At 59.2% G+C, this 25,310-nt stretch carries 20 protein-coding genes; 12 read left to right on the forward strand and 8 right to left on the reverse strand.

Features of this window, described 5'->3' with window-relative positions; genetic code table 11:
* The 5 genes from AC0AP0_RS01035 to AC0AP0_RS01055 all read right to left on the reverse strand — a co-directional run.
* Nucleotides 1-1,175, reverse strand: a 1,175-nt coding sequence (locus AC0AP0_RS01035; protein WP_490428971.1) for an aminotransferase class I/II-fold pyridoxal phosphate-dependent enzyme, incomplete at its 3' end; no start/stop codon positions are given.
* Between the two features lie 112 nt (nt 1,176-1,287).
* Complete coding sequence (locus AC0AP0_RS01040; RefSeq protein WP_490428943.1) at nt 1,288-3,069, reverse strand: ATP-binding cassette domain-containing protein; 1,782 nt, start codon at nt 3,067-3,069, stop codon at nt 1,288-1,290.
* Nucleotides 3,063-4,886 carry an ABC transporter permease gene (locus AC0AP0_RS01045; RefSeq protein ID WP_490428945.1) on the reverse strand — a complete coding sequence of 608 codons (1,824 nt, stop codon included), beginning with the start codon at nt 4,884-4,886 and terminating at the stop codon, nt 3,063-3,065. Before AC0AP0_RS01045 ends, AC0AP0_RS01040 begins: the two co-directional genes overlap by 7 nt.
* 9 nt (nt 4,887-4,895) lie before the next feature.
* Nucleotides 4,896-6,086, reverse strand: a complete 1,191-nt coding sequence (locus tag AC0AP0_RS01050; RefSeq protein ID WP_490428947.1) for an ABC transporter substrate-binding protein — start codon at nt 6,084-6,086, stop codon at nt 4,896-4,898.
* 51 nt (nt 6,087-6,137) lie between these two features.
* Nucleotides 6,138-7,202 carry a uroporphyrinogen decarboxylase family protein gene (locus AC0AP0_RS01055; protein ID WP_490428949.1) on the reverse strand — a complete coding sequence of 355 codons (1,065 nt, stop codon included), beginning with the start codon at nt 7,200-7,202 and terminating at the stop codon, nt 6,138-6,140.
* Nucleotides 7,203-7,616: 414 nt separating this feature from the next.
* Here AC0AP0_RS01055 and AC0AP0_RS01060 point away from each other — a divergent pair, with 414 nt between their 5' ends.
* From AC0AP0_RS01060 to AC0AP0_RS01075, 4 genes are all read left to right on the forward strand, one after another.
* Complete coding sequence (locus tag AC0AP0_RS01060) at nt 7,617-8,819, forward strand: FAD-binding protein (protein WP_490428973.1); 1,203 nt, start codon at nt 7,617-7,619, stop codon at nt 8,817-8,819.
* Nucleotides 8,820-9,044: 225 nt separating this feature from the next.
* Entirely contained in the window at nt 9,045-10,049 is a 1,005-nt protein-coding gene (locus AC0AP0_RS01065; RefSeq protein WP_490428950.1) for a sugar kinase, read from the forward strand.
* Between the two features lie 92 nt (nt 10,050-10,141).
* Entirely contained in the window at nt 10,142-10,807 is a 666-nt protein-coding gene (gene eda, locus AC0AP0_RS01070) for a bifunctional 4-hydroxy-2-oxoglutarate aldolase/2-dehydro-3-deoxy-phosphogluconate aldolase (protein WP_052733372.1), read from the forward strand.
* A gap of 95 nt (nt 10,808-10,902) precedes the next feature.
* Nucleotides 10,903-12,348: a tagaturonate reductase gene (locus tag AC0AP0_RS01075; RefSeq protein ID WP_490428952.1), complete on the forward strand. Its 1,446-nt coding sequence runs from the start codon at nt 10,903-10,905 to the stop codon at nt 12,346-12,348.
* A 334-nt stretch (nt 12,349-12,682) separates the two neighbouring features.
* On the opposite strand, the gene AC0AP0_RS01080 is transcribed toward AC0AP0_RS01075, so the two are convergent.
* On the reverse strand, nt 12,683-13,810 hold the full coding sequence (locus AC0AP0_RS01080; RefSeq protein ID WP_490428953.1) for a mannonate dehydratase: 1,128 nt from the start codon (nt 13,808-13,810) through the stop codon (nt 12,683-12,685).
* 74 nt (nt 13,811-13,884) lie between these two features.
* On the reverse strand, nt 13,885-15,528 hold the full coding sequence (locus AC0AP0_RS01085; RefSeq protein WP_490428955.1) for a mannitol dehydrogenase family protein: 1,644 nt from the start codon (nt 15,526-15,528) through the stop codon (nt 13,885-13,887).
* 245 nt (nt 15,529-15,773) lie between these two features.
* On the opposite strand from AC0AP0_RS01085, the gene AC0AP0_RS01090 reads away from it, so the two are divergent.
* From AC0AP0_RS01090 to dapC, 8 genes are all read left to right on the forward strand, one after another.
* Nucleotides 15,774-16,841, forward strand: coding sequence for a LacI family DNA-binding transcriptional regulator (locus AC0AP0_RS01090; RefSeq protein ID WP_490428957.1), 1,068 nt, complete (start codon nt 15,774-15,776; stop codon nt 16,839-16,841).
* The gene (locus tag AC0AP0_RS01095; protein WP_490428959.1) at nt 16,838-17,848 is read left to right on the forward strand and encodes a LacI family DNA-binding transcriptional regulator; all 1,011 of its coding nucleotides are present in this window, start codon (nt 16,838-16,840) and stop codon (nt 17,846-17,848) included. Before AC0AP0_RS01090 ends, AC0AP0_RS01095 begins: the two co-directional genes overlap by 4 nt.
* Nucleotides 17,849-18,037: 189 nt before the next feature.
* Complete coding sequence (gene uxaC / locus AC0AP0_RS01100; protein ID WP_490428961.1) at nt 18,038-19,444, forward strand: glucuronate isomerase; 1,407 nt, start codon at nt 18,038-18,040, stop codon at nt 19,442-19,444.
* An 86-nt stretch (nt 19,445-19,530) separates the two neighbouring features.
* Nucleotides 19,531-19,665 carry a hypothetical protein gene (locus tag AC0AP0_RS01105; RefSeq protein WP_490428963.1) on the forward strand — a complete coding sequence of 45 codons (135 nt, stop codon included), beginning with the start codon at nt 19,531-19,533 and terminating at the stop codon, nt 19,663-19,665.
* A gap of 294 nt (nt 19,666-19,959) precedes the next feature.
* Entirely contained in the window at nt 19,960-21,552 is a 1,593-nt protein-coding gene (locus tag AC0AP0_RS01110) for a UxaA family hydrolase (protein WP_490428965.1), read from the forward strand.
* Nucleotides 21,553-21,776: 224 nt separating this feature from the next.
* On the forward strand, nt 21,777-23,300 hold the full coding sequence (locus AC0AP0_RS01115) for an amino acid permease (protein WP_211120238.1): 1,524 nt from the start codon (nt 21,777-21,779) through the stop codon (nt 23,298-23,300).
* Between the two features lie 57 nt (nt 23,301-23,357).
* Nucleotides 23,358-23,675, forward strand: a complete 318-nt coding sequence (gene fdxA, locus AC0AP0_RS01120) for a ferredoxin (protein ID WP_110425738.1) — start codon at nt 23,358-23,360, stop codon at nt 23,673-23,675.
* A 70-nt stretch (nt 23,676-23,745) separates the two neighbouring features.
* On the forward strand, nt 23,746-24,900 hold the full coding sequence (dapC, locus tag AC0AP0_RS01125; protein ID WP_490428968.1) for a succinyldiaminopimelate transaminase: 1,155 nt from the start codon (nt 23,746-23,748) through the stop codon (nt 24,898-24,900).
* Here the strand turns inward: dapC and AC0AP0_RS01130 are convergent.
* The coding region (locus tag AC0AP0_RS01130) for a DinB/UmuC family translesion DNA polymerase (RefSeq protein WP_490428969.1) at nt 24,897-25,310 on the reverse strand (414 nt) is incomplete at its 5' end. The genes dapC and AC0AP0_RS01130 overlap by 4 nt on opposite strands.

The following is a 25,310-nucleotide window of genomic DNA, read 5'->3' on the forward strand; positions in this document are numbered from 1 at the left end:
GGGTCCACAATCAGGGTGCGACAGTCGCCGATGTTGGGCATGTAGCTCATGAGATGCACCGAGTCCACGATGCGCTTGACCTGCTCATAGCCCCCTTTGACCTTGAAGGAGAGGATCGTGCCGACGCCCTTGGGCAGCAGAGTCGAAGCCAGGCGGTCCTGTTGGTCCGCATCGCCCTGGTGCCGACCCTCCGGAATGCCTGAGTAGTTGACCTGTTCCACCTGGGGAATGGTCAGCAGGTGGCGGGCCAGGATCGCTGCCGTCTTGACCTCGGTGGCGATCCGCTGGGCCAGGGTCTCAAGGCCGGTCAGTTGCAGGTAGGCGGTGAAGGGACTCATGACCGCCCCAAAGGTGTGCAGGTATTTGGTATGGACCCTGTGGAGGAAGGCCAGCTTGCCGAAGGCATCCAGAAAGCTGACCATGGACCCGTGTCGTTCGTCGCTGATGATCAGTTCGGGCTGGCTCATCTGCGGGAAGCGGCCGTTGCCCCAGTCGAATCGCCCTGCATCCACGATGACCCCGCCCAGTGCGTTGCCGTGGCCGCTGATCCCCTTGGTGGTCGAGTGGACGACGATGTCGGCGCCGAAGTCGATTGGGTTGAGCAGGTAGGGGGTGGGCACCGTATTGTCGATGATCAGGGCCAGCCCATGCCGATGGGCCAGGTCGGCCAGGCCGGGGATGTCGGCTATGGATGTGGACGGATTGGCCACGGACTCGGCGAAGATGGCCCTGGTGTTGTCCTGGATCAGGGATTCCACCGCGTCAAGGTCGTTGATGTCATCCACAAAATCCGTTTCGATGCCGAAGTTGGGAAAGAAGGTCTTCATGGCATCCACCGAGGTTCCATAAAGATCGACCGGGGAAATTAGTCTCCCGCCACCTTCGGCTGCGCACATGAGGGCTGACGACACGGCGGCCATCCCTGAGGCCATGGCCACAGCCCCCTTGCCCCCCTCCAGGCTGGCCAAGCGGTCCTCCAGGACCTTGACCGTAGGATTGGCCAGGCGTGAGTAAGAGAACCCTTGAATTTCACCGGCGGCCAGGGCATCTCCCCGGTCGGCGGTGACCATGTCAAAAGCGGCCGACTGGTAGATGGGGACGCTGGCCGCGCCTCCGCCTTGGCTTTGACAGTCATAGCCGTCATGGACGGCTTTTGTCGCGAATCCTTTGCTCATGCGGGTGTGTTCCTCTGCTTGTATCCGGTTGGAAATCCTTCCCTGACCCACCATCGAATCGTCTTTTAGGGTCTCGGGCAAGGCTCCGCCCATAGGTGTTCCTTATTGCCCGCTATCGTGAGGTTGCCTTGCCTAGGTATGCCTGGCGGACACGTTCGTCAGTCAAGAGCTGCTGAGCTGGTCCCTCCAGTCGGATCAGGCCGTTCTGCAGCACGTATCCATAGTCGGCTATGGACAGGGCCAGCTCGGCCTGCTGTTCGACCAAAAGGATGGAGATGCCCAGTTGGTCCCGAAGAGAGGCAATCTGCTCCAGTACTTGATCAACCAGCTTTGGTGAGAGGCCCATAGTCGGCTCGTCCATGCATATCAGCCGGGGATGGCTCATCAGGGCCCTGCCGAAGGCCAGCATCTGCTGCTCGCCTCCTGAAAGGGTGCCGGCCTGTTGCCCACGGCGTTCGGCCAGGCGCGGGAACCGTTCATATATAGCATCCAGATCCTGCTCGATCTGATTGCGTTTCCCTTGAGTGTAGGCGCCCATGCGCAGGTTCTCCTCCACGCTCATGGCCGCAAAGACCCTTCTCGCCTCCGGGACCGAGGCGATTCCGGAACGGACCCGATCCTTGGTGGGGGTGTGGGTGATTTCCCGTCCATCCAAATGGATGGTCCCCTCCTTTGGAGCGAGCAGGCCCAGAATGGTCTTCATGGTTGTGGACTTGCCCGAAGCATTCCCGCCCAGGAGGGAGACGATGCCGCCTTGAGGAATGCGAAGACTGACATGGTCCAAGGCCTTGACCGGGCCATAGCTCACATCGATGGTATCCAGGGAGAGCAGAGTTCGGTCCCCTTCGACGGCTGGCTTCCCCTCGATATCATCGTGCGCCTCAGTTTTGGCTCTCAGGCCGGTTTCTGCACCGCCGTGATCCTGGCTATCGATCTGTTCTGCAACGGTGGCCGGAGCCAGGGCGTTCTGCCGAGCCAGGACATTCGCTTGTCCACTCATGGGGGCATTGTTGCGGGGTCTACGGTCGCCAAGATATGCGGTGATGACGCGGGGATCGGCACTGACCTGCCTGGGAGGTCCGGAGGCGATGATCCGGCCGCCGTCCATGGCGATGACCTGGTCGCAAAGCGCTTCGATCAGGTCGATCTTGTGCTCGACCAGAAGCATGGTCTGACCCTGGGCCTTGAGCTCCAGGAGCTGTTGCAGCACCTCGGCTGTCTCCGACTGGTTCATTCCTGCCGTGGGTTCGTCCAAAACCAGGATGTCTGGGGAGCTGACGTGTGCTCTGGCTATCTCGGTACGTCGCCGGTTGGCGTAGGAGAGCGTGTAGGCGGCCTGGGCCCGGTGCTCCTCAAGGCGCTCGCTGAATCTGTCGATCTCGGACTGGACGGCCTTGCGTTCGACGACCGCTTCTCTGCGACAGGCGGGACCGGGTACCAGCGTCAGCCAGGTCTGCGTCAGCAGGGGGATCCATCGCAGGATGGGCCACTTTTCCAAACGGCGAAAGGGCCTGCGGGCTTCCAGGCGCCTATGGAATCCTACGGCCACGTTCTCCTCAACGCTCATGGTCGGGAAGACCCTGCCGTTCTGGAAGGTGCGGGACACCCCCTGCTCGGCCATGTCCGTAGCGGACAGGCCGGTCACGGTGCGTCCCCTCAGGCTGATCTGGCCCGAGTCGGGCTTGAGAAAGCCGCAGATCAGGTTAATGGTCGTGGACTTTCCTGATCCGTTGGGGCCGATAATGCCTATCACCTGGCCGGATGCCAGATCCATGTTGACGTCGGCCACCGCCTGCAGTCCCTGGAAGCTCTTGCTCAGATCGCGCACGCTGAGCAGGGGTTGATCGGGATTGTCGCGTGCGGGTTCGGGACTATGCTGACTGCCTGTCACCATGCCCTCCTTTTGGTTGAGAACAGGCCTTGTGGTCTGCAGATGATGAAGACGATCAGAACAAGTCCGTAGGCCATGATTCTCACCTCGGGCAGGATGCGCAGCAGCTCAGGGGCTCCTACCAGGATCAGGGAGCCGATCACGGCTCCGGTCGGGGACTTCATTCCGCCCAGGACGATGATTGTCAGAATCAGGGTCGACATGGTCGGGTTGAAGAGGGTTGGATCGATGTAGGTGTATTGGTGGGCCAGCAGGGCGCCTGCGATACCGGCTGAACCGCATGCCAGGGCGTAGGCCAGTGCCTTGTAGGCCCCTGTCCTGATCCCCAGGGACCAGGCCGCTTGTCCGTCCTCGCCGATGGCTTCGAAGACGTGGCCCAGATGTGAGGACCTGATCCGGGAGGTCACTGCAAGAACCAGAAGAAGGATAACCAGATCCAGCAGGTACTGCATCTGCTGGGTGTAAAGCGGCTTGCCCAGGAAGGTCGGCAGGGGGATGCCCTGCAGACCTAAGGAACCTCTGGTCAGGGGCCCCCAGATGCGGATGATGGCCACCATGACTGCTCCCACTCCTATGGTGGCGATAGCCACATAGTGACCACTGAGTTTCCATACTGGGAATGTCAGCAGGGATGCGGCCAGGGCGGCTATGATGGCCGCACCCAGCAGGGAGAGGGCGAAAGGCCAATGCAGGCGCATGGTCAAGAGAGCCGAAGTGTAGGCTCCCACGGCCACAGGCCCTGCCAACCCCAGGATGGTCTGACCGGCCGAGCCCGAAATCAGCGTCAGACCCACTGCGGCAATGGCGTATATGACAACCTGGGTCCCGATGCCGGCCAGATGGTCGGAGAAAATGAAAGGACTGGCCAGAGCGGCAACTGCAAGGCCGAGGTTGGCCCAAAGCGGCAGTCGGATGGGTCTGGCGGCTTCCGGGAGGGTTCCGGTCATGGGCTCCTTGCCCATGTCTGCCTTGCGGCCCAGGAATCCTGAGGGCTTGAGGATCAGAACCAGCAGGAGGGTGCCGAAGGTTATCAGGTCGTGCACACCATCGCCGAAGAGCCCGACGCCGACGGCTTCGGCCAAACCCAGCACCAGGCCGCCGATGATGGCTCCGGGAATGGAGCCCAGGCCGCCGATGGCGGCGGCCACGAAGGCCGTCATGCCGATGGCGCTGCCGTCCATGGGGTTGATGTTCGTCTTGAACAGGCCGATGAAAATTCCTGCGATGCCCGCCAAAATCGAGCCGATGACGAACGCTATGGTGCGAATGGAGGTGACGGGCACTCCCATTTGCAATGCAGCCTGGGAATCCTGGGAGGTGGCCCTGATGGCCTGGCCGGTCCTGCCATAGGTCAAGAAGGCCCAGAGCGCAACCATGCTGGTCAGGGCGACAAGACCCATGACCAAGTCGGAAGTGCCGAAGCTGATGCCCAGCGCATGCAGGTTGTGGGTGGGCAGCAGCTGGGGAAAGGGCCTGGTCTGGGAGCCGAAGATCAGCTGCATCCCGTTATCCAGAACCTGCCCTACGCCCACAGTTCCCAAGAGAGCGGCAATCGGTTGCCGACCTTCCAGCGGAGTGATGACCAGGAGGTTGGTGACCAGGCCGACAAGGCCTGTGACCAGAACGACGGCCAGAATGGTGGGGATGAGTCCCCAACCCAGGGAGGAGCCTACCCACCAGGCCGTCATCATGCCAACTGCCACCAGGGATCCTTGTGCGAAGTTGGCCACATTGGTCACTCCGAAGACCAGGGACATGCCCACGGCGGCCAGGGCATATACGCCGCCGTGGATGAGTCCGGAAAAGAGCGTCTCGACCATGATCGTTGCTTACTTCTCGATCTGTTTGAATTTGCCCTGATCCACCTGAAGGAGGATGGGCTGGATCACATCCGCCCGCCGGTTTTTGGCATTGAACTTGAAGGTGCCGCCCTGGCCTTGATAGAGCGGGAAGTCTTTGACCTTGGTCAGGGCCTCCTGAATGCCCTGCCTGGTGGGGCTGGTCTTTTCACCCGCGTGGGCCAGGTCCATGATGGCCTGGTAGGCCGTGACTTCGAAGTTGCCGGGGACGATGTGGTACCGGTCCTCGAAGCTCTTGACGAAGGCCTTGGCCTTGGGATCCTTGGTGCCGGTTGCCGAGAAAGTCCCGGTGATGATGGTTCCTTGGGAGTTTGCCCCCGTCAAGGAGAGGAACTCCTTGGTCTCCTGGCCGCCGAAGAAGGGTCCCTTGTAGTCCAGCTTGTCGCGGAGGGTATTGAGAACCAATGCCCCGTCTGGTCCATAGCCGATGTCCACCACAGCATCAGGGCCAGCGTTCTTGGCCGGAATCAGTATTGGTGTCAGATCAGTGGAATCAGGCAGGTAGGAGGACTGGTAAATGATCTGCACCCCTTGTTTGTCAGCGGCGTCTTTGAAGTGTTGGAATGATTCCTTCCCCCAGTCGTTTTCCAGATAGACGACGGAGACCTTCTTCGCTCGTTTGGATATCGCCTCGGCGTTGACTTCCTGGTAGGTCTTATCTGATATCTGGGGCGTCCAGACATGATCGCCGGATTTGGTGAACACCGGGGAGGAGTTATTGAAGCCGTAATGGACCAGTCCGGCCTGCTGGAAGATGGGCGATGCAGCCGATGATGCTGGCGAAGAGTAGTCGCCCACAACAGCGATGACCGACTTGTCGGCAGCGATCTTGGGGGCGACAGCGGCATCCTGCTTGGCATCTGATTGAGTGTCGTAGTAATCGATGTCCAGGCGTTTGCCCTGTATTCCGCCCTTCTTGTTGATCTGGTCCTTGGCCAGGTCGAAGCCCTGCTGGAACATCTTTCCGTACTCGGCGTAGAGACCGGTCTTAGGGTAAATGGCAGCGATGGTCACATGGTCAGACGATCCTGCGGAGGAGCCCTTGTCGCCCCCCAATCCGCAGGCCGACAGCGCCTCGGCCATGGCCATGGTGATCATGAGGGCAACCATTGCCCTGATGGTGCCGTGATGCTGATGGTGCTGCTTTGAGGTGATGGCCATGATGTCTCCCTTGGGGTTTGGCGGTGGATGTCGGTGGGATTGTTTGTGGTTTCAGAGTTCCTTGGAGGCCCGGGTTCCGCTCAGAACGCGCAGGGCCTCCTCGTCGGCAGGTGTCGGGATGGTGCATGAAGGGGCCAGGAGGAAGGGACGGCCTTGGCGGGCCTGGATGGTCTGGTGCAGTTCCTCGCGGATCTGGTTCACGTCGCCGCCTGGGTTGAAGAGTTCGAAGTCGGCTCCGCCTACGGGTACGGCAGGAAAGTCGGTGCTGATTTCAGGATTGCCAGGGCGGAACTGATCCCAGTGGAGAAAATCAGGATTCAGGTCGGTGAATTCTTCAGGGTGTGCATCCTCCCGGCAGGTATGCACCAGGACCAGGGCATCCGGATTGGCTTGTCTGACCGCCTGGATCACGATCCGATCGTAGGGCTTGGCCCATTCCTCCAGTTGTGGCTGGTCGAAGTAGCCATGGCTGGCCAGACCGGTCTCGGCGAAGAAGATGCCGTCTAGGCCGGCCCCGCCCTGCTCTTTAGGGTTGACCAGCAGTGTTGCGTAATCGGCAAGGGTTCGGGCGATGTTGTCCAGCGCTGACTTGGCCGCCTCGGGCTGGTCGAAGATCAGCGTCTGTCTGTCCAGTTCCCTGTCGTCCTCTTGCACAGAGCCCTGCTCATCGGGATAGAGGGGAAGATCAGCCAGCAGAAGGAGGACCGAGAGCGGGGAGAAGACAGTGTCGATAACTGCTCGGTCCTCCAGGCCGTCTCGGATGGTCCTGGCGGCCTGGATCTGCTCTTGGAGGATCTTATTGGTTTCGGGGTCGCGGTAGTCGATGCGGGCGATGTCCCCTGCATCCTGGATGGCTGCACGGACGGTGTGCGGGACCAGCCAATCATAGTGGTCCTTGTCGTAGACTGCGTCCCAGACCTCGGCATAATATATGGCCCTCGGATTGATCTTGACCCAGTCCCAATCCCACTTGCGGACGAAGTCCAAGGTGGCTGCGGCAAAATTCTCGGCACCGTATTCGTGTCCGATGTGGTGCTGCCAGGCCGAGGTCAGCCAGGCTTGGTTCCCCTGGCCATGGGCTATCTGGTGGAACTGGGTTCGTCTGTCTTCTGTCATTGCATTCTCATTTCCTGGTGCGTGTCCTGTGGACGCCCGATCAGGTGTCCACGTATTCCCGGTGCTCCTCGTCCGGAAACCGGGCTTTGGAGATTCCCCTTTCCAAAGCTCTTGTCACATAAAACCCCCAGGTAGCAGGCCGGTCAACGACCCGGCATATAGGTAATATCTATCGCCGCTAATCGTCCCTTGGCCCTGCACGGGTCTTGCGAAAGCTATAGGAAAACCTGATAGGGGTGGGCCAGACCGGACTTTGCAGCCGTCTGGATGCGGTCTTGCTTCACTCTGATCATGGCTGATTGGTTGTTGCCAAGGGCGGTAGGCAGTCCCGGCATTGCTTCTGCCCGGAAGCAGCCCTCATAAGGGGACGATGATACAGTGAATTGCATGTCTGACGTATCCTCCAGAGACACCATTCCGACCTTTGCTGATATCACCACTGTGGGCATAGGCGGTAGCATGGCCGCCTTTGTTCAGCCCCGAAGCCGTGTGGGCTTGATCGAGGCTGTGGAGGGCGCGGATTCCAAGGGGCTGCCCCTCTGCCTGATTGGCGGGGGATCCAATCTGCTGGCCTCTGACCAGGACTTTCCCGGCGTGGTTGTGCGTGACACCCGCCAGGACATCAGCGTTCCTGACGAGGTGGCTCCGCCTGAGGGCGGTGTTCCGGTCGTTCACATCAATGCCACAGCTGGGACCAATTGGGATGACCTGGTCTCCTACTGCGTGCGCATGCACCTGATCGGGGTGGAGGGCCTATCCGGCATCCCCGGTACTGTCGGGGCCTCGGTGGTCCAGAACATCGGCGCCTACGGCCAGGAGGTCGGGCGTCTTGTCGACTCGGTCGAGGTCTGGGACCGCCAGGACAAAATAACTGCCTATCTGCGGGCCTCGGATCTGGATTTCGGATACAGGACCTCCCTGCTCAAGCAGACCATGTACCAGGCGCCGGCTGTGCCCGACGCGCGGTTCTTCCCTACGCCGCGTTACGTGGTTCTTTCGGTCACCCTGGTCCTGCGGCACGGATCAGAAGCTCGGGTGGGCTCGGCCCAGCTGGCCAAGGCCCTGGGCGTGGAGCCTGGAGCAATCCTTCCCCTGGAGCGGATTCGGCAGGCGGTCCTGACCGTCAGAGCAGGCAAGGGGATGCTGGAGGATCCCTACCGGTACCTGACTGATTGGATGGGGTCCTGCCGCCGAACCTCCGACCTGGAAGAGGCTCTGGAGGCAGTCCAGGATGACCTTCACGGCCCTAGGGGCGAGCGGGTGCTGCTTGACCGTCATAGCTGCGGGAGTTTCTTCACCAACCCAATTATTAGCCGTGAGGCCGCGGATGCCCTGCCGGTGGATGCCCCTCGCTATCCTGTCGAAGACTCGGCCTTGGTCAAGATCTCAGCAGCCTGGCTGATCGATCATTCAGGTTTCCACAAGGGATTCGCTTTGGAGCAGGGGTCGGCTGCTGCCCTGTCTGACGTGCACACACTGGCCTTGACCAACCGCGGGGGTGCCGGATCAGACGACATGGTGGCCCTGGCCCGTGCCATCCAGAAAGGCGTGGATTCCACCTTCGGCATCCGACTGATTCCCGAACCGGTCACCCCGGGTATCAATTTGGCCTGGTAGCCCCTGCTTCAAGCTTCGTTTTTCAGACCCTCAGATCAATGCAAAGATCTGAGGGTCTGTTTTTTTAATAATGCCGGGACAAGCAACAGCTGGCAACATATTCCTCCGCCATCCGTCTATCACATAGCTTGAAAACAGCAATGGACGAATCGGACAGTCACCCGCGTTGATGCAGGTTGAGACAGGCCCGTCGGGTTCATCTGTCCAGGTCATGGAAGGAATGGTATGGCGGTTTCCCACGACATAGTGGTCAGCGGTGTCCGTCCCGGCAAGGTCCTCCTGGTCGGCGAGGGTATGGGGCTCTTCGCGGCAGGCGAGGAGGGACCCTGCAGCGAGGTCGGATCTTTCAGTGCCTCGGTGGCCGGTGCTGAGCTCAATGTGGCAATCGGTCTGGAGCGGTTGGGTCAGCATCCGGTCTATATGACTCGCATAGGCCAGGATCCAATAGGCGAACGGATCCTGTATTTCATGCGGCAGAACAACCTGGACACCTCCTTGGTCGGCAAGGATGCCACTCGTTCCACTGGCTTTATGATGAAGTCCAAGGTAGAGCAGGGAGACCCCAAGACTTACTACTTTCGCAAGGGATCGGCTGCTTCTGCCTTGGGCCCGGCCGATGTCAAGGCCATCGACTGCAGCGGAATCTCGCTGATGCATATGACCGGAATCCTCCCGGCACTTTCGGATAGCACCCTGGAAGCCAGCAACGCGCTGGTTGAGCTGTCTCGGGCCAATCAGATTTTCGTTTCCTTCGATCCCAACGAACGTCCGGCTCTCTGGAAGAGCGACAGGCAAATGAAGCAGACGCTCCTGTCCTTGAGCGCCAAGGCTGATCTGGTCCTTCCAGGCATTTCCGAGGGCAGACATCTATTCGGGCTGGACAATGTCCGCGATATCGGTCAGGCCTTCATTGACAATGGCGCCCGTTATGCGGTGGTCAAGGACGGGCCTGATGGAGCCTACGCGACGGACGGTCACGATGGTGTCTACGTTCCGGGTTTCAAGGTTGATGCGGTGGTGGACACAGTCGGTGCCGGCGACGGTTTCGCAGCCGGTGTCTTGTCGGCCCTGCTTGAAGGCCGACGCATGTCCGAAGCCTTGGAGCGCGGGTGTGCCGTTGGCGCCATGCAGACCCAGGTGGTATCCGACAACGAAGGCTTGCCCGACAAGTCCCGGTTGAATGACTTTATTGCCGGACGCCAGCGGGCGGTGGTCAGACAGGTTGGCTGAGCCGGTTTATCTGGGCGGCGATCAGAAGCCCTCCATGGACAGGCGATGGATTCGATTCAACAAGTTCAATTCCACAAGAGAAGGAAGCAGGCATGAGTGAGTTTGACAAGACAGACGTACCGGAGGAGCGGATCGGATTGATTGATTTGATCAGAACAATCAAAGTGGTCCCGCTGGTGACCCTGCATTCACCCGAGGAAGCGGTTCCGCTGGCCAGGGCCCTGGCTTCCGGTGGAGTGCCCATCGCAGAGGTCACCTTCCGATCGGCTGCCGCCCTGGACGGGATGCGGGCTATTCACGATCAGGTGCCTGAGGTGACCCTGGTGGCAGGAACTGTGCACACGGTCGACCAGGCACGCCAGGCAGTGGAGGCAGGTTGCAAGGGTGTCGTCTCCCCGGCATTCAGCGATGCTGTGGTCGACTGGTGCATGGGCTCCCGGATACCGGTCTTGCCTGGAACGGCGACTCCCAGCGACATTGAGAAAGCCTATGATCTTGGTCTGCGTTTTACCAAGTTCTTCCCAGCCGAGGCTTACGGTGGCGTCAAGACCTTGAAGGCACTCTCCGGCCCCTTTGCCGAGATGAGCTTCTTGCCCACCGGAGGAGTCGGGTTCGGGAACGCCCGTGAATACATCGACCTGCCCAACGTCTTTGCTGTGGGCGGGAGTTTCCCTGTACCGTCCAAGGCCCAGCGCCAAGGCGATTGGAAAGCCGTTGCTGATGCCTGTGCGCAGGCCAGGCAGGTGGTGCAAGGCTGAGTGTCTGAGTCCCGGGCTGGTCATCGTCGCCAAGTTCGATGATCTGGCCGGATCTCCCGGATGGGCGGGATGCAAGCGGACGGAAAGGAAGCATTGTGGAAAGACTACAGGAAGCAGTGGCCGTGCATCTGGGGCTGACCAGTACAGAGGCAGCTCAACGACCCATCAGGATCATTCAGTTCGGTGAGGGAAATTTCCTCAGAGCATTCGTTGATTGGATAGTCCAGCAGCTCAACAACAAGGGCTTGTTCGGGGGGAACGTTGCAGTTGTCCAGCCGCTTGAAAACGGCAGAGTCCATGTCTTGGAGGACCAGGAGCGGCTCTATACGGTCATTCTGGAAGGCCTCAAGGATGGAAAGCCCGTCCGTAGCCATGAGCTGATTGACTCTATCGGCAAGACAGTCGACCCCTACAAGGATTGGGATGGTTTTCTGGCTCTGGCCGATGATCCTGATACGCAGATCATCATCTCCAATACCACCGAGGCAGGCATTGCCGTCAACGATGGGGATAAGGTCACAGACCAGCCGCCGGCAGGATATCCGGCAAAGTTGGCTCATCTGCTCAAGCGTAGGTTCGACAGGTCCCTGCCGGGCTACCTGATTATGCCCTGCGAGCTTATTGCCGACAACGGTTCGGCCCTGCATCGTGCTCTGATAAATGTCGCCGAACGGTTCGGATGGGGCAAGGATTTCATCGACTGGCTTGATCAAGAGAACACTTTCGTATCCACTCTCGTGGATCGGATAGTTCCGGGCTACCCGCGCGAAGATGCCCAGGAGCTTTGGGAGATGCTGGGATACGAGGGTCAGAACATGGTCAAGGCCGAACCCTTCCTGCTTTGGGTCGTAGCCGGTGACCAGACCGCCCAGCGCAGGGTTGATGAGCTGCTTCCCGCGCGGAAGGCCGGAATCGACCTGGTGACCTGCGATGCTGTACAGCCCTACCGTGAGCGCAAGGTTTATCTGCTCAACGGTCCCCATACCACCATGGCCCAGGTGGCTCGGCTGGCCGGATTCAAGACTGTAGGACAGGTCATGGGCGATAAGACCATGCGCTCTTTCATCACCCGCGAGATGGAGGAGGAGATCATCCCCGTCCAGACCCTGCCCAAGGAGGAGCTGGAGAACTTCGCTGCTGCGGTTCGCGAGCGGTTCGACAACCCCTTTGTCCAGCATTCTTTAGATTCCATAGGGTTGAACTCGGTTTCCAAATTCGTCTCACGTCTTCTTCCGCTGGTCACGGCAAACGTAGAGCAGGGACATGGGCTTCCGGAACGAATCGTCCTGGCACTGTCCTGTCTGGTGTGGATTTATGGCGGCAAGGCCGGTGATGCTGTGAAGATTCAGGATGATCAAAAGGTTATCGATGCTTTTCGCAAGGCTGCTGGTCAGAAGGATTTTGTCAATCGGATTCTTGCTGATGCTTCCATTTGGGGCCATGACCTGACCAGGATTGCTGGACTAACGGAAGCTGTACAGAAGAACCTGGACGATTTGGCCGACCAGGGTGTCCAACCCCTGATTGACCGATTGGCATGAGCCAACAGTGCAAACGAGGGGTCAGTTGTTTCGTGGCAATTTGATTCTCGCATTTGCATGTATGTCGGCTTTCCCAGGTTGAAGGAAACTTCCCACAGGGCGTGGTCCTGACGGGAACACTGAATAAATGTCTGATGCCGGCTCGGGTTTGCGATTGACCCGGACTGGCATCAGACACTTCCTTGTTGTTAAGGGTTTCTTCTGCTTCACATTCAGGTCTGCTTCGCCGTCGGTCCAGGCTTGTCTTGACGGATGAGACCGGACAATAAGTAAATAAAAGCCCCCTCTTGCCGAACAGCAAGACAGGGGAGGGGGCTTGTTTATTTCTGCTTTATCAACGGTTGTAGCGGTAAGCGTCCCAGACTCCAAGCAGATACTGGATGCCCATGGCGCGGTCATAAAGGCCGTAGCCTGGCCGCGGTCTGCCGGCTTCCGTGTTCTCGCTCCATAAATGCCTTCCGTGGTCGGGGCGGATGTAGCCCTGGTAATCGGCCTCGGCGTAGGCCTTCATGATGCCGACGGTGTCCACGTTCCCCTCGCTGGCCCGGTGACCCACCTCGTAGAATGAGCCCTGCGCGTCGGTGAACCGGATGTTGCGCACGTGGCTGAAGTAGATCCTGTCCATGAAGGTCTTGACTGCATCCACGGCGTCGTTGCCTCTTCTGGATGAGAAGGATCCCAGGCACAGGCACAGTCCGTTGCAGGGGCTGGGATTCAGATCCAGCACTCGTTGGATCCCCTCCTTGCTGGAGACCACGCGCGGCCAGCCGAACAGGTCGAAGGCAGGGTCGTCGGGGTGGACGGCCAGCTTGACCCCGTAGCGCTCGCAGGTGGGGATCACAGCATCCAGGAAGTACTTGTAGTTGGCGTACATCTGCTCGTGGCCCATTCCCTGATAGGCCTCCATCAGTTCAGGCAGATGGGCAAGTCGCTCAGGTTCCCAGCCGGGCACAGTCAGGGACCCGGCCCCCTTCAGGGTTTCGTCGATGATGCCCTGTGGGCTGAGCTGGTCCACCTGGTGCTGGTTGTAGTAGAGGGCGGTGGACCCGTCTGGGCAAGGGTGGAACATCTCCGTACGCAGCCAGTCGAAGACCGGCATGAAGTTGTACGTGACGACTTTAACCCCGGCCTTGCCCAGGTTGGCTACGGTCTCGATGTATGCGTCAATGGCCTGGTCCCGGCTGATTCCGAGGACCGTCGAACCGGTCTTGATGGACTCATGAACGTTGACGGACTCAACCACGTCAGCATTGAAGGTCTTGGTTATGCCTGCCGCCCGATCCCTGGCAGACAGCCCGGTGATTGTGGCCATGGCCTCTTCGATTTCGTCCGGCTGCCAGACCTCGCCGGCCTGTTTATGGTGCAAGGACCAGACAATGGTCTCCACCCCCGGAATCTGACGAATATCGTCCAGGCTGATGGTGTCGTTGCCCTGGCCATACCAGCGGAATCCCATGTGCATGATGTTTTCTCCTTACATCCGGATCGGGCGGACCCGGTCATTGTGTGCCTTGTTCAGTCAGTAGGCTGCCGATGTCACCAGGCGCTTGCAGCTTTGTGAAGGGTGCTCGCTACAGCGCCGTTGCCCCGGCACATGGCGGTCAGGAAGGTCTCGATTTTGTCGGCCAGCGGGGTGGCGTTCAGATCGGTTCCGAAGATGGAGGTGTCGGCCAGGATGGACTTGATCGTGGTCGCCAGAGTCTCCTTCTTGGCTGACCCGTTGAGTGGGATGTCAACCAGAATTCTTTGAAGCTCCTCCAGGCGCGGGTCTGGGCTCAGCTTGACCGGCCGTCCGGCATCGTCGATTCCATTGCCATCCGAACCGATCAGCAGCCGCAGCCAGGCGGCGATGATCAGCGGGATGGCTTCCAGATCGGCTGTGTCAAGGTCCTTGGCTCGGATGTACTTGCTGATGGTGATTCCGTATCTGACCGGAATCTTCTGGGAGGTGTCGGCGCAGATGCGCGCCGGCGTATCGGGCAGGCCAGGATTGGGAACCCTGATCTCAATGACTTGGCGGAGGAACTCCTTGGGGGAGAAGATACCCGGGTCCTCGACCACAGGCAGTCCTTCCACATACCCCAGACGGGTGACCAGGGCCTTGAGGTCCGGGTCGGCGATGGTCTTTGACATGGTCGGATACCCCAGGAGCATCCCGAAGACGGCCAGGGCCGTGTGCAAGGGGTTCAGGCAGGTGGTGACCTTCATCTGGTCGGCGGCGTTGACCGTGTCCTTGTCGGCCATGTAAACCCCTGCTTTCTCCAGAGGCGGGCGGCCTGCAGGGAAGTCGTCCTCAACCACCCAATACCAGGTTTCCTCAGTGTTGGCATATGGGGCCATAGCGGTTCCACCTCTGGTCCGGAAAGGTTCCGCGTCGGCGATGCCCAGAGCCTTGAGGCGGCAACCCACCTCCTTGTCAGGGTTGGGAGTGATTCTGTCGATCATGGTCAGCGGGAAGGTGATCTTGTTCCTGTCTCTGAGGTAGTCGCCGAAGCCTTTTTCGATCAGACCCCTCCCTATCCACTCGTCAGCCATCTGCCTGACGGCTTGGCCGAACCGCTCCCCGTTTCGTGAGAAGTTGTCGGTGCTGACCAGGGCCAGGGGAAGAGCACCGGCCTGGAAGCGCTCCAGCAGGAGGGCCGTGATGACTGCGATGGCGCTCTTGGCTTTATCAGGTCCACCCTCGAATTCAGGAGCGATCCATGGCAGCGGCTGGCCTTGGGAGTCGACCAGGGCATAGCCTTTTTCGGTGATGGTCGTGGTGACCATCTGCAGGCTGGGATTGCGGAAGACCAGCCTCAGATCATGCAAGGGCTTCGGATGCTCGCCCAGCGGGTAGGCGCCCGCAACGGAGGCGATCAACGATGTTTTCATGGATCCGTCCGCTCTCAGGATGACCTGAAGATAGCGGTCGTCGAAGGGGGTGTAGGCCTGATCGACGATGGCGGGGTCGAAGGATTCGGCCACCAATATGCCTCGGTCGGTGGCGCCTGACTCCAGAAGGTTTTGGGCAATGGGGGCGTGGACTGCCCTGAAGAGATTGCCGGCCCCAAAGTGGATCCAGGCAGGCGAGCGCTTGGTGGCCTGGCGCATGGCTTCGATGTCGTAGGTTGGCAGGGTCACGCCGGCCTTCTGCCAGGCTGTGGACTCATTATGTATATCGTCACTAAGGTGAAGCATCAGTGCCTTCCTTTATCAAAAAAAACATATCGCGGAGACCAGGCGTAAACGCTTGCCCATCCTGCTTCCGAACCTATCAAGTTGGTGCCTGTCTGCTTTCGTAGTTGCAGTTTGTTTCTCATCAGACTGCTGTCGGCTGCTACAGGACTGGGAAGTCACTTATACTTGGAAGCTGGAAGTGCTCGGCACCGTTGGCGTGTATTTCATGCGATATGGGGCAGACCAAGGAAGGCTGATACGAATAGATGAAGACCGGAGCAGATTCGGGTGGCGATGCCTCCACGGACAACCGCCATATCACCATATATGATGTGGCTCGTCAGGCCGGGGTGTCCCCCTCAACGGTCTCGCGTACCTTCTCGCGCCCGGATCGGGTCAGTATTTCTACGGCTCGAATGGTTCAGAAGGTCGCTGATGAACTGGGCTATCACAGCGATATCGTCGACAGCCGGTCAGGCTCGCAGGGCAGGGGGCTGGTTGCGGTCATTGTGCCCGACCTGGGCAATCAGTTTTTCACCGGTGTTATTCGCAACATCCAGGACGAGTGCGAACGCTTGCGCTTTGAAACCCTGATTCTTGATACCCGGGAGTCTATCACCAGGGAGCGCAGGATCGTCGATACGGTCGCTCCCGTGGTCTCGGGAATCATCCTGGTCTCGCCGAGGATGCCCGATGCCATGATCCGCAAGTGCGCCCAGCTGCGTCCTTTGGTCAGCGTCAACCGTGACGTTCGTGGTGTATCCAGCATCAGCATCGACGTGGCCAAGGGGGCCTGTCAAGCGGTCGATTACCTATACTCATTGGGTTATCGGAGTCTCACTTATTTGGATGGTCCGGCGGCCTCATGGTCAGGAGGCATCCGGTGGCGGCATATCTTCAATGAATGCGACGCCAAGGGGATGAGCGTCAAGCGTTCGCTGCCTTGCGCTCCTACCTTTTACGGAGGCTATTCCTTCGCAGAGAAGTATATGGACGACCCTACAGGAGCGGTCATCGCCCATAATGATCTGATGGCAATCGGCCTGATCACGGCCCTCAGACGGCTTGGTTGCGAGTGCCCTCGTGATATCTCGGTCATCGGGTTCGACAACGACACCATGTCCATGGTGAGCAGTCCGCCTCTGACCACCATCCATATGTCCCTTTCAGTCCTTGGACGGGGGGCTGCCGACCTCCTTATGCAACGTCTTTCCGGAGCCAACCTGTCCGTAGCTCCGACGGTTCCCGCCCGTCTGGTCATCAGGCAGAGCACGGGTGCCAGGTCGAGCAAACCTGTGGATCGAAACGGGGCAGAGAAGGAATCTCGGTCATGAACGGTCATAACCGTTCCAGGCGTGTGACGATCAGAGAGGTGGCTGACAAGGCCGGCGTCTCGCCCTCCACGGTATCAAGGGCATTCGCTCGGCCTGATAGGGTCAGTGCGGCCACAACCAAGCGGATATTCGCTGCAGCCGACGCACTGGGGTACTATACGGAGCCGGTCGATACGGTTCCGTCCAGAACGCTCCGGGGCATGATCGCCATCATCGTTCCTGACATCGCCAACCAGTTCTTCTCTGACATCATCCGTTCTGTACAACACGAGTTCAACCTGGCAGGATTTGCCCTTATCGTCGCTGAATCTGAGGAAAGCGCCAGCAGAGAGCGGGCGGCCTTCAACAAGATTGCCGCCTATGTGGACGGGGTAATTCTGACTTCCTCGAGAATGCCTGATGCCATGATCCGCAAGTGCGCCCAGACCAGGCCCATCGTCGTGGTTAACCGGACCGTGCGTGGGGTGCCCAGTGTGGCCATCGATATTGGCACTGGTATCCGTCAGACCGCAGAACTACTGGTTTCCATGGGCTTTTCACGAGTGACCTATCTGGATGGACCTTCTTCGTCATGGTCGGTTGGAGTCAGGTGGAATCACACCTGCGAAGAGTTTCGCAAGCGTGGGGTGGCCGTTCGACGAATTTGGCCGGGTCTTCCCACTTTCGTCGGGGGGTATGCCCTGGCCAAGCAGTACCTGAATGATCCTACAGGCGCCGTCATTGCTCACAATGACCTGATGGCCTTGGGTTTCATGGCAGCTATGCGTCGTCAAGGGATTCGCTGTCCGGAAGACTACGTGATCATCGGATTCGACAACGACACTATGGCGCAGGTCAGTGATCCGCCATTGTCCAGCGTGGGTAACACCCCGCCCAAACTGGGTAAGACAGCAGCCGGCATTCTTTTGGATCGGCTGAATGGCCGAGCCAATCTGGCGCAGAGCATCATGATTCCCTCTCGCCTTATCGTCCGGGAAAGCACGGGTAAGGCTACGTCAGGTTCCTGATCAGGGAAGGTTTCGACAAATCATGGCAACATCGAGACTGTCTCTTTTCAGGCGCGCATAGGCTGACTCATGGTATATGTGAGTTCCGATCGTGTGACTGTTTCGCCTGTCCGTTGGTCTGTACAGGAGAATTTTGGGCATGCGGAAATTCGAATGCCGGACTTGCTGTTTTCGACTAAGGAGTTTGTAGTGGCTTTCCTGGATGATGATTTTCTTCTCGGGACGCAATTGTCTCGGGAGTTGTTCCATGAGGTGGCTGAGAATCTTCCTCTGGTGGATTATCACTGCCATTTGCACGCCAAGGAGATCTATGAGGATCCCAACTTCGATAATATTGTCGATGCTTGGCTGACAGATGGTCACAATTATGGAGACCATTATAAGTGGCGGCTGGAGAGGGCCAATGGCATTCCGGAACGGTTGATCACCGGAGACGGGGACCCCTGGGACAAATTCATGGCTTATGCCCGGACCATGGAACAGGCTGTGGGTAGCCCGGTCTATCTGTGGACGCACATGGAGCTGCAGAGGTACTTCGGCATCCGCGAACCCCTGACCACCAAGACCGCCAAGTCCATCTTTGATCAGACGAATGAACAGCTGGCCACCCCGGACTTCTCGCGAAGAGCACTTCTGCGTCGCATGAACGTCAAGATCGTCTGCACCACGGATTCCCCTGAGGATAATCTGGAGTATCACGATCAATTCGCCAAGGAGGGGGAGTCCTTTAGGATGGTTCCCGCCTTCCGTCCGGATGCGGCCCTGAATCCGACCGCCAAAGGGTATGGCGATTGGATCGGCACAATGGAGTCGGTCTGTGGCAAGCCGATCAATGACTTCAGCGAACTGGTCGACGCTCTGCGTGATCGGGTGGAGTACTTCCACCAGCATGGTTCCAGACTCTCCGACCATGCTGTCGATGTGGTGGAATTCGCTCCGGCGACTGTTGAGAATCTGGATGCCATTTTCAGCAAGGCCAGGGCCGGGCTAGACCTGGACAGGCGGGAACAGGCCCAATATCGCGCGGCTCTCCTTCTTGAGCTGATGCGAATCTACAAGGACAAGGGCTGGACCATGCAGCTGCATCTTCAGGCCAGCCGCAACAACAACTCGACGGCTTTCCGAAAGCTTGGAGCCGACACGGGTTACGATTCCATGGCTGACAACTCGGTTGCCGCCCCCCTTGCCGCACTCCTTGACCAGGCGCAGAGTTCGAACATTTTGCCCAGAACCATCGTCTATTCCCTCAATCCCAACGACTATATGGCCATAGCCACTGATTTAGGCTGCTTCGGAGGCGATGATCGGGGCCAGCTTCAGTTGGGCAATGCCTGGTGGTTTAACGACACCGTCACCGGGATGCGTCGGCAGCTCGAAGTTTTGGCTGAAACCTCACTCCTGGGCAATGCGGTAGGAATGACCACGGACTCCCGCAGCTTCCTATCCTTCCCCAGGCATGAGCTCTTCCGTAGAGTGCTCTGTGGGCTCTTGGGCGACTGGGCCGCCCAGGGCATCATACCTGATGACAAGGAGTATCTGGCTCCTCTGGTGCGTGCGGTCTCCTATGAGAACGCCCTGGCCCTTTTTGAGAGCTAAGGCCCAAGTAGTCGGCAGGGTTGACTTGCGGTATACGATTGTGCAGTGGACAGGTCGATTCGCAGACAACAAGGGTCTTGGGCAAGATGGCTCTCGGGTCCACGGCTCGGCCTGACTCTGTCTTTCCTACGCCATCACCGGCCACGCCGATCACTGTGGATGTTCAGGGTTCCACTGAGCAAGGCGTTACGCTGGACGAGACTCTGGTGCTTTATGCGTAGAGCGCGGATGGGGCCAAGTTCTCCTTCAAGGTCAAGGATCAGCCTCAGCATGGTCTGCTTACCATTCGTGAGGACGGCGCCTTCTGGCTTCTGTTGCAGGGATCCTCATGGGGCTGGCGTTCTTCATTTGGATAAACCAGCATCCCAAATCGGAACGCTAGTCAAATATGGCCCCGGCCTCGCCTCAAAGGAGGGGACCCGGGGTCTTTTTCTGCGCAAAGGTTGGCAACAAAGTGATTGGTATCCTAGAGGGCTCGTTAGCTTAAAAGTATGAGTGACGCAAAGCGGCATTGCATGATTTCAGAAGGCGGCTCCACAGGATTCGTCTCCACCTGTGGCGACGGTAAAGCAGCTGGTTTGAAGCATGACTATATCAACGATATACCGGCGCGGACCGGCCAGGATACGATCCTCCTGAATCCGAAGGATATGGTGGCTGTCGCTGCCAGAAATCTGGAGCCCGGCGAAAGTGTTGTGGTAGAGGGTCGTGGCGAGGTGACGGTGCTTGACCAAATTCCTCGCGGACACAAACTCGCGCTTCAGGACATTTCCAAGGGTGAGGACGTCATCAAGTATGGCTATGCCATCGGCCATGCCAAGGAGGCTATCACTACAGGACAATGGGTCCACACGCACAATCTGGCCACCAACCTGGGCGCCGACCTGAGCTACCGTTATCAGCCGGTTACCGACACGGTCAAGCCGGGCAGTCCGACCGGGACTTTCCAAGGATATAGGCGCGCGACAGGCAAGGTAGGCATCCGCAACGACCTCTATATCGTCCCAACCGTAGGCTGCATCAACAGTCTGTGCAACGCCATGGCACGGTCTTTCTCAGCCCGCCATCCCGGCAACGGATCTTTTGACTCGGTGATTGTGGCGCGTCATCCTTATGGATGCTCCCAACTCGGCGGCGATCTGGTCTACACCAGGCGTTGTCTTCAGGACATTGCCACCCATCCCAACGCCGGGGGTGTGCTCCTCGTTGGTCTTGGGTGTGAAAACAATCAGATGGAGGACATGTTGAGCACCCTGGGCGAGTACGACACGAACCGGGTTCGTTGGATCATATGCCAGGAGGTGGAGGACGAGCTGGACGAGGCCGATGCCCTCCTGGACCAGATTAACGAGGCGGCCAAAGGCGATCACCGCGAAGAGGTGCCCCTGTCCGAACTCAAGGTCAGCGTCAAGTGCGGCGGGTCCGATGGAATGTCAGGCATCACGGCCAACCCGCTGGTCGGTCGGTTCGCTGAATGGGTGGTTACTCAGGGTGGTTCCGTGGTTCTGGCCGAGGTTCCTGAAATGTTCGGGGCCGAGCAGGTCCTGATGAGCCAGGCACGCGACGAGCAGGTCTTCCATGATGTCGTCGACCTTATCAACAATTTCAAGGGATTCTTCCGCAAATACGGCGAAGTCATATCCGACAACCCCTCTCCAGGCAACAAGAAGGGCGGAATCACGACTTTGGAGGACAAATCCTTGGGTTGCATCCGCAAAGGCGGTCGTTGCGAGGTCGAGGACGTGCTCAACTATGGTGACCATATTTCCAGGCCCGGGCTCTCTCTGCTGCAGACGCCAGGCAACGACCTTGTCTCCAGCACGGGAATGGCCGCAGCCGGAGCGCAAGTGGTCCTCTTCACTACTGGCCGGGGCACTCCCTTCGGAACTTTCGTGCCTACTGTGAAAGTAGCTACCAACACGCCTCTGGCCACCAAGAAGCATCGTTGGATTGACTTCGACGCCGGCCGTCTTTTGGATGAGCCCGGGGATCAGGTTTTCAACGATTTTCGTAAGAAAGTCCTTGCAGTGGTCAACGGTGAGCAGACCTGCAATGAGCGTAACGGCATGCAGGACATTGCCATATTCAAGGATGGCCCGACTGAATAAGGTACGGGTTGCACCCAGTGGGCATCCTGGTCGAAACGGCTGGGGTGCTTTGTTGTCTAGTTGTCTATTGGCGGATTGCTGCGCCTTGATCGAGTTGCCGATTCCGGAAGGCTTGCCAGCGGGTAATATCCCGAAATGAGCAAAGTCCGGAGTTGTGTGCCCCTATCTCCTATAGTGATGGGCCTGAGGAGTTTGCGTCACAATAAGTCACGATTGGGAGCAGGATGGAATTATTCAGGAAGAAATCCGTTGAACAGACCCTGGCGGAGACCGGGGAGGAGGGCAGGTCGCTCAAGCGGACGCTGACCACCTGGGACCTGGCCATTATGGCCGTCGCAGTGGCCGTGGGCGCTGGCATCTTCTCGGTGGGGGCCCAGGCGGCGGCCTTCCATGCGGGGCCGGCCGTCATCATTTCCTTCGTCATAGCAGGCATCGTCTGCGCGGCAGCCGTCATGTGCTACGCCGAGTTCGCCTCCATGATTCCGGTTTCAGGCTCGGCCTACACCTTCACCTACAACACCATGGGCGAACTGGTCGCTTGGATCATCGGCTGGGATCTGATTCTGGAGATGCTCATGGCCGCCTCGGTCATCTCCAAGTACTGGGGCGTCTACCTGAACGACTTCATCCATCTGATGGGCGGCACCTCATTCAGCTCCAGCTTCCATGTGGGCGGCCTGGATGTGGACCTGGCCCCGCTGGCGGTCGTCACCCTCTTCACGGTCCTTCTGGTTCTGGGCACCAAGCTCTCGGCCCGGTTCGACGGCGCCTTGACCGTCCTCAAAATCGGCATCGTGGTCTTCGTCATTGTGGTGGGCTTCTTCTACGTCAAGTTGGACAACTACCGGCCCTTCATCCCGCCTTCCGAGCCCGCTTCGGCCGTTCCGGGGGCCAGCGTGCCAGGAATCATGGGCCAGCCGCTCTGGCAGTGGGTTTCCGGCATGCAGCCCACCATCTACGGTGTCCCCGGCATCCTCTCAGGCGCCGCCCTGGTCTTCTTCGCCTTCGTGGGCTTCGATATCGTCGCCACAACATCCGAGGAGGCCAAGGAGCCCCACAAGACCATTCCCCGCGGAATCGGCCTGGGCATGCTGATCGTCATCACCCTGTACATCCTGGTCGCCATCGTCACCACCGGCATGGTCTCCTACAAGGATCTGGCCAAGGCCAAGAACCCCTCCCTGGCAACCGGTTTTGAGATGGTAGGCGCTCCCTGGGCTGCCAAGATCATCTCCTTCGGCATCGTGGTGGGGCTGACCACCGTGGTCATGGTGCTCCTGCTGGGACTGACCCGAATCGTCTTCGCCATGAGCCGTGACGGGCTTCTTCCCCGTGCTCTGTCCCGCACCGGTCGTCATGGCACGCCTGCCCGTATTCAGATCCTGGGCGGCATCGTGGTGGCCGTAGTGGCATCCTGCTTCCCCATAGACGTCTTGTCAGACATGGTCAACATCGGCACGCTTTCGGCATTCCTGCTTGTGGCCATTTCCCTGCCCATCATGCGCAAGCGCCGGCCCGACCTGCCCCGATCCTTCAAGATGCCCGGCAACCCCTGGGTCCCCATTCTGATTGCTCTGGCCTGTCTCTGGCTCATGCTCAACCTGACCGTACTGACCTGGATCCGGTTCGTGGTCTGGTTGGCTGCGGGTCTGGCTATCTACTTCGGCTATTCCTACCGGCACTCCCTGCTTGGCCGTCATCAGCTCAGCGGGAAGATATCCGAGGCCACCCAGGCCGGTCTGGACTGACCTGGAGCGTCGGCGCTGGAGTGTAGAGTGAGTACTCGCATACTCAGGAGGTAACCCATGACCTACGTCATCGCTCAGCCCTGCGTGGACGTCAAGGACAAGGCCTGCGTGGACGAATGCCCGGTGGACTGCATCTACGAGGGCGTTCGTTCGCTCTACATCAACCCCAACGAGTGCGTGGACTGCGGCGCCTGCGAGCCGGTCTGCCCGGTGGAGGCCATTTTCTACGAGGACGACCTGCCCGATGAGTGGACTTGGTATAAGGACGCAGCGACTGATTTCTTCGCCCAGGTGGGAGATGCCGGCGGTGCTGCCGCGGTCGGCCCCTATGATCACGATCCGGAGGGTGTTGCAGCCCTGCCACCCAACAAGTAGTCGATTAAGGCTGACGAGCCGCGGAAGGGAGCCATCCCACCGCGGCTTATTTATAGGAGAAAGGCAGACCATGGGTTTTCACTCGTTCGAATCCCCCTACGACTGGTCAAGGATTGACACTTACCGGCGGCGTGCTGAGCAATGCCCTGGCGGTCTGGTCGACCTCTCGGTGGGTTCGCCGGTGGATCCAGTGCCCAGGTCGGTCAAGGAGGCCTTGGCGGCGGCTGCGGATGATGGCCAGGCACGAGGCTATCCAAAAACTGCCGGTGATGATTCCCTGAGGCAGGCTGCGACCGACTGGTTCCGTCGTCGTCGCGGGGTTGATCTTGATGCTCTAGGCGCGGACCTGGTGCCCACGGTCGGGTCCAAGGAAGCGGTGGCGCTCATGGCCTCACTCTTGCATCTGGGACCGGGGGACCGGGTGGTGCAGCCGAAGGTATCCTATCCCACCTATGCCATCGGAACCCAGCTGGCTGGAGCCCAGGTGACAACCGTGGATGATCCGGCTAATACGGATTCATGGGTGGATTTGCCTGGCGTGCGAGCAGTATGGATCAATTCGCCAGGCAACCCCAGTGGGCAGGTCATAGACCGAGCCGAGTTGTCCAAGATCGTACGGGCGGCTCGTTCGATAGGGGCCACGGTCCTGAGCGACGAGTGCTATGCCATGCTGGATTGGTCAGAACATACCCAAGTCGGGCAGAATGCGCCGATCCCGGCCTCACCCTGCATCCTGGAACCTGAAGTCTGTGGCGGCGATGCCAGCGGCATACTCTGTCTGTATTCGATGAGCAAACAGTCCAACATGGCCGGGTACAGGGCGGCCCTCGTGGCCGGCGATGCTCGTTTGGTGAAGGCCATGACCGCCTACCGCAAGCAGGTGGGACTGATTGTGCCAGGTCCGGTACAGCGGGCCATGCGAGCCGCTCTGGAGGACGGAGAAGCTGTGATGGCCCAACGCGAGATCTACGCCCGTCGTCTTCGGGCCTTGGCTCAAGCTCTGACATCTTACGGATACAATGCCGTCATGCCACAGGGTGGGCTTTATATCTGGGCGCAAGCCCGTTCGGGCGATTGCTGGGCCGATATGGCCGACCTGGCCCGTATGGGGATTCTGGCCAGTCCTGGGGAGTTCTACGGGGATAGTCGCCGTTTGCGATTCTCATCCACCATATTCGACGACCAGTTGGAGCTGGCCCTGGAGCGTTTGCATACAGGCGCTTAGAGACCCATGCTGACTGAACCCTTGCCGTAGCGGTTCCTGATGGAGTCCATGGTGGCCTCTGCCTGATCCAGGCGCTGGGACTCGCTGCCGGTGTGACGTTTGCTCTCGCGCATGATGTCGTCCAAGGATGGCTGGATGGGGGTATCTTCCACCCGGCTTAGACCGGATGCGCTGACACCGGCTAGGCGAATCAGCCTAGGCAGGGAGGTGTCCATGGGAACACCCTCAGGCAGCCCCAGCATGGCCTTGAGTAGTCCGACCGCCTGCGGATAGATGCGATTGGCTGAGTTGACCGGTGTCTCCAGGGTATGGGCCTTGGTCATATAACGCAGGTCATCAAAGCGCAGTTTGACGGTGATGGTCCGGGCGATCAGGTCATGCGCTCGCAGTCCGGTGGCCACCTCGTCGCT

This window comes from Bifidobacterium sp. POST2/T3 (B1), from assembly GCF_058197115.1.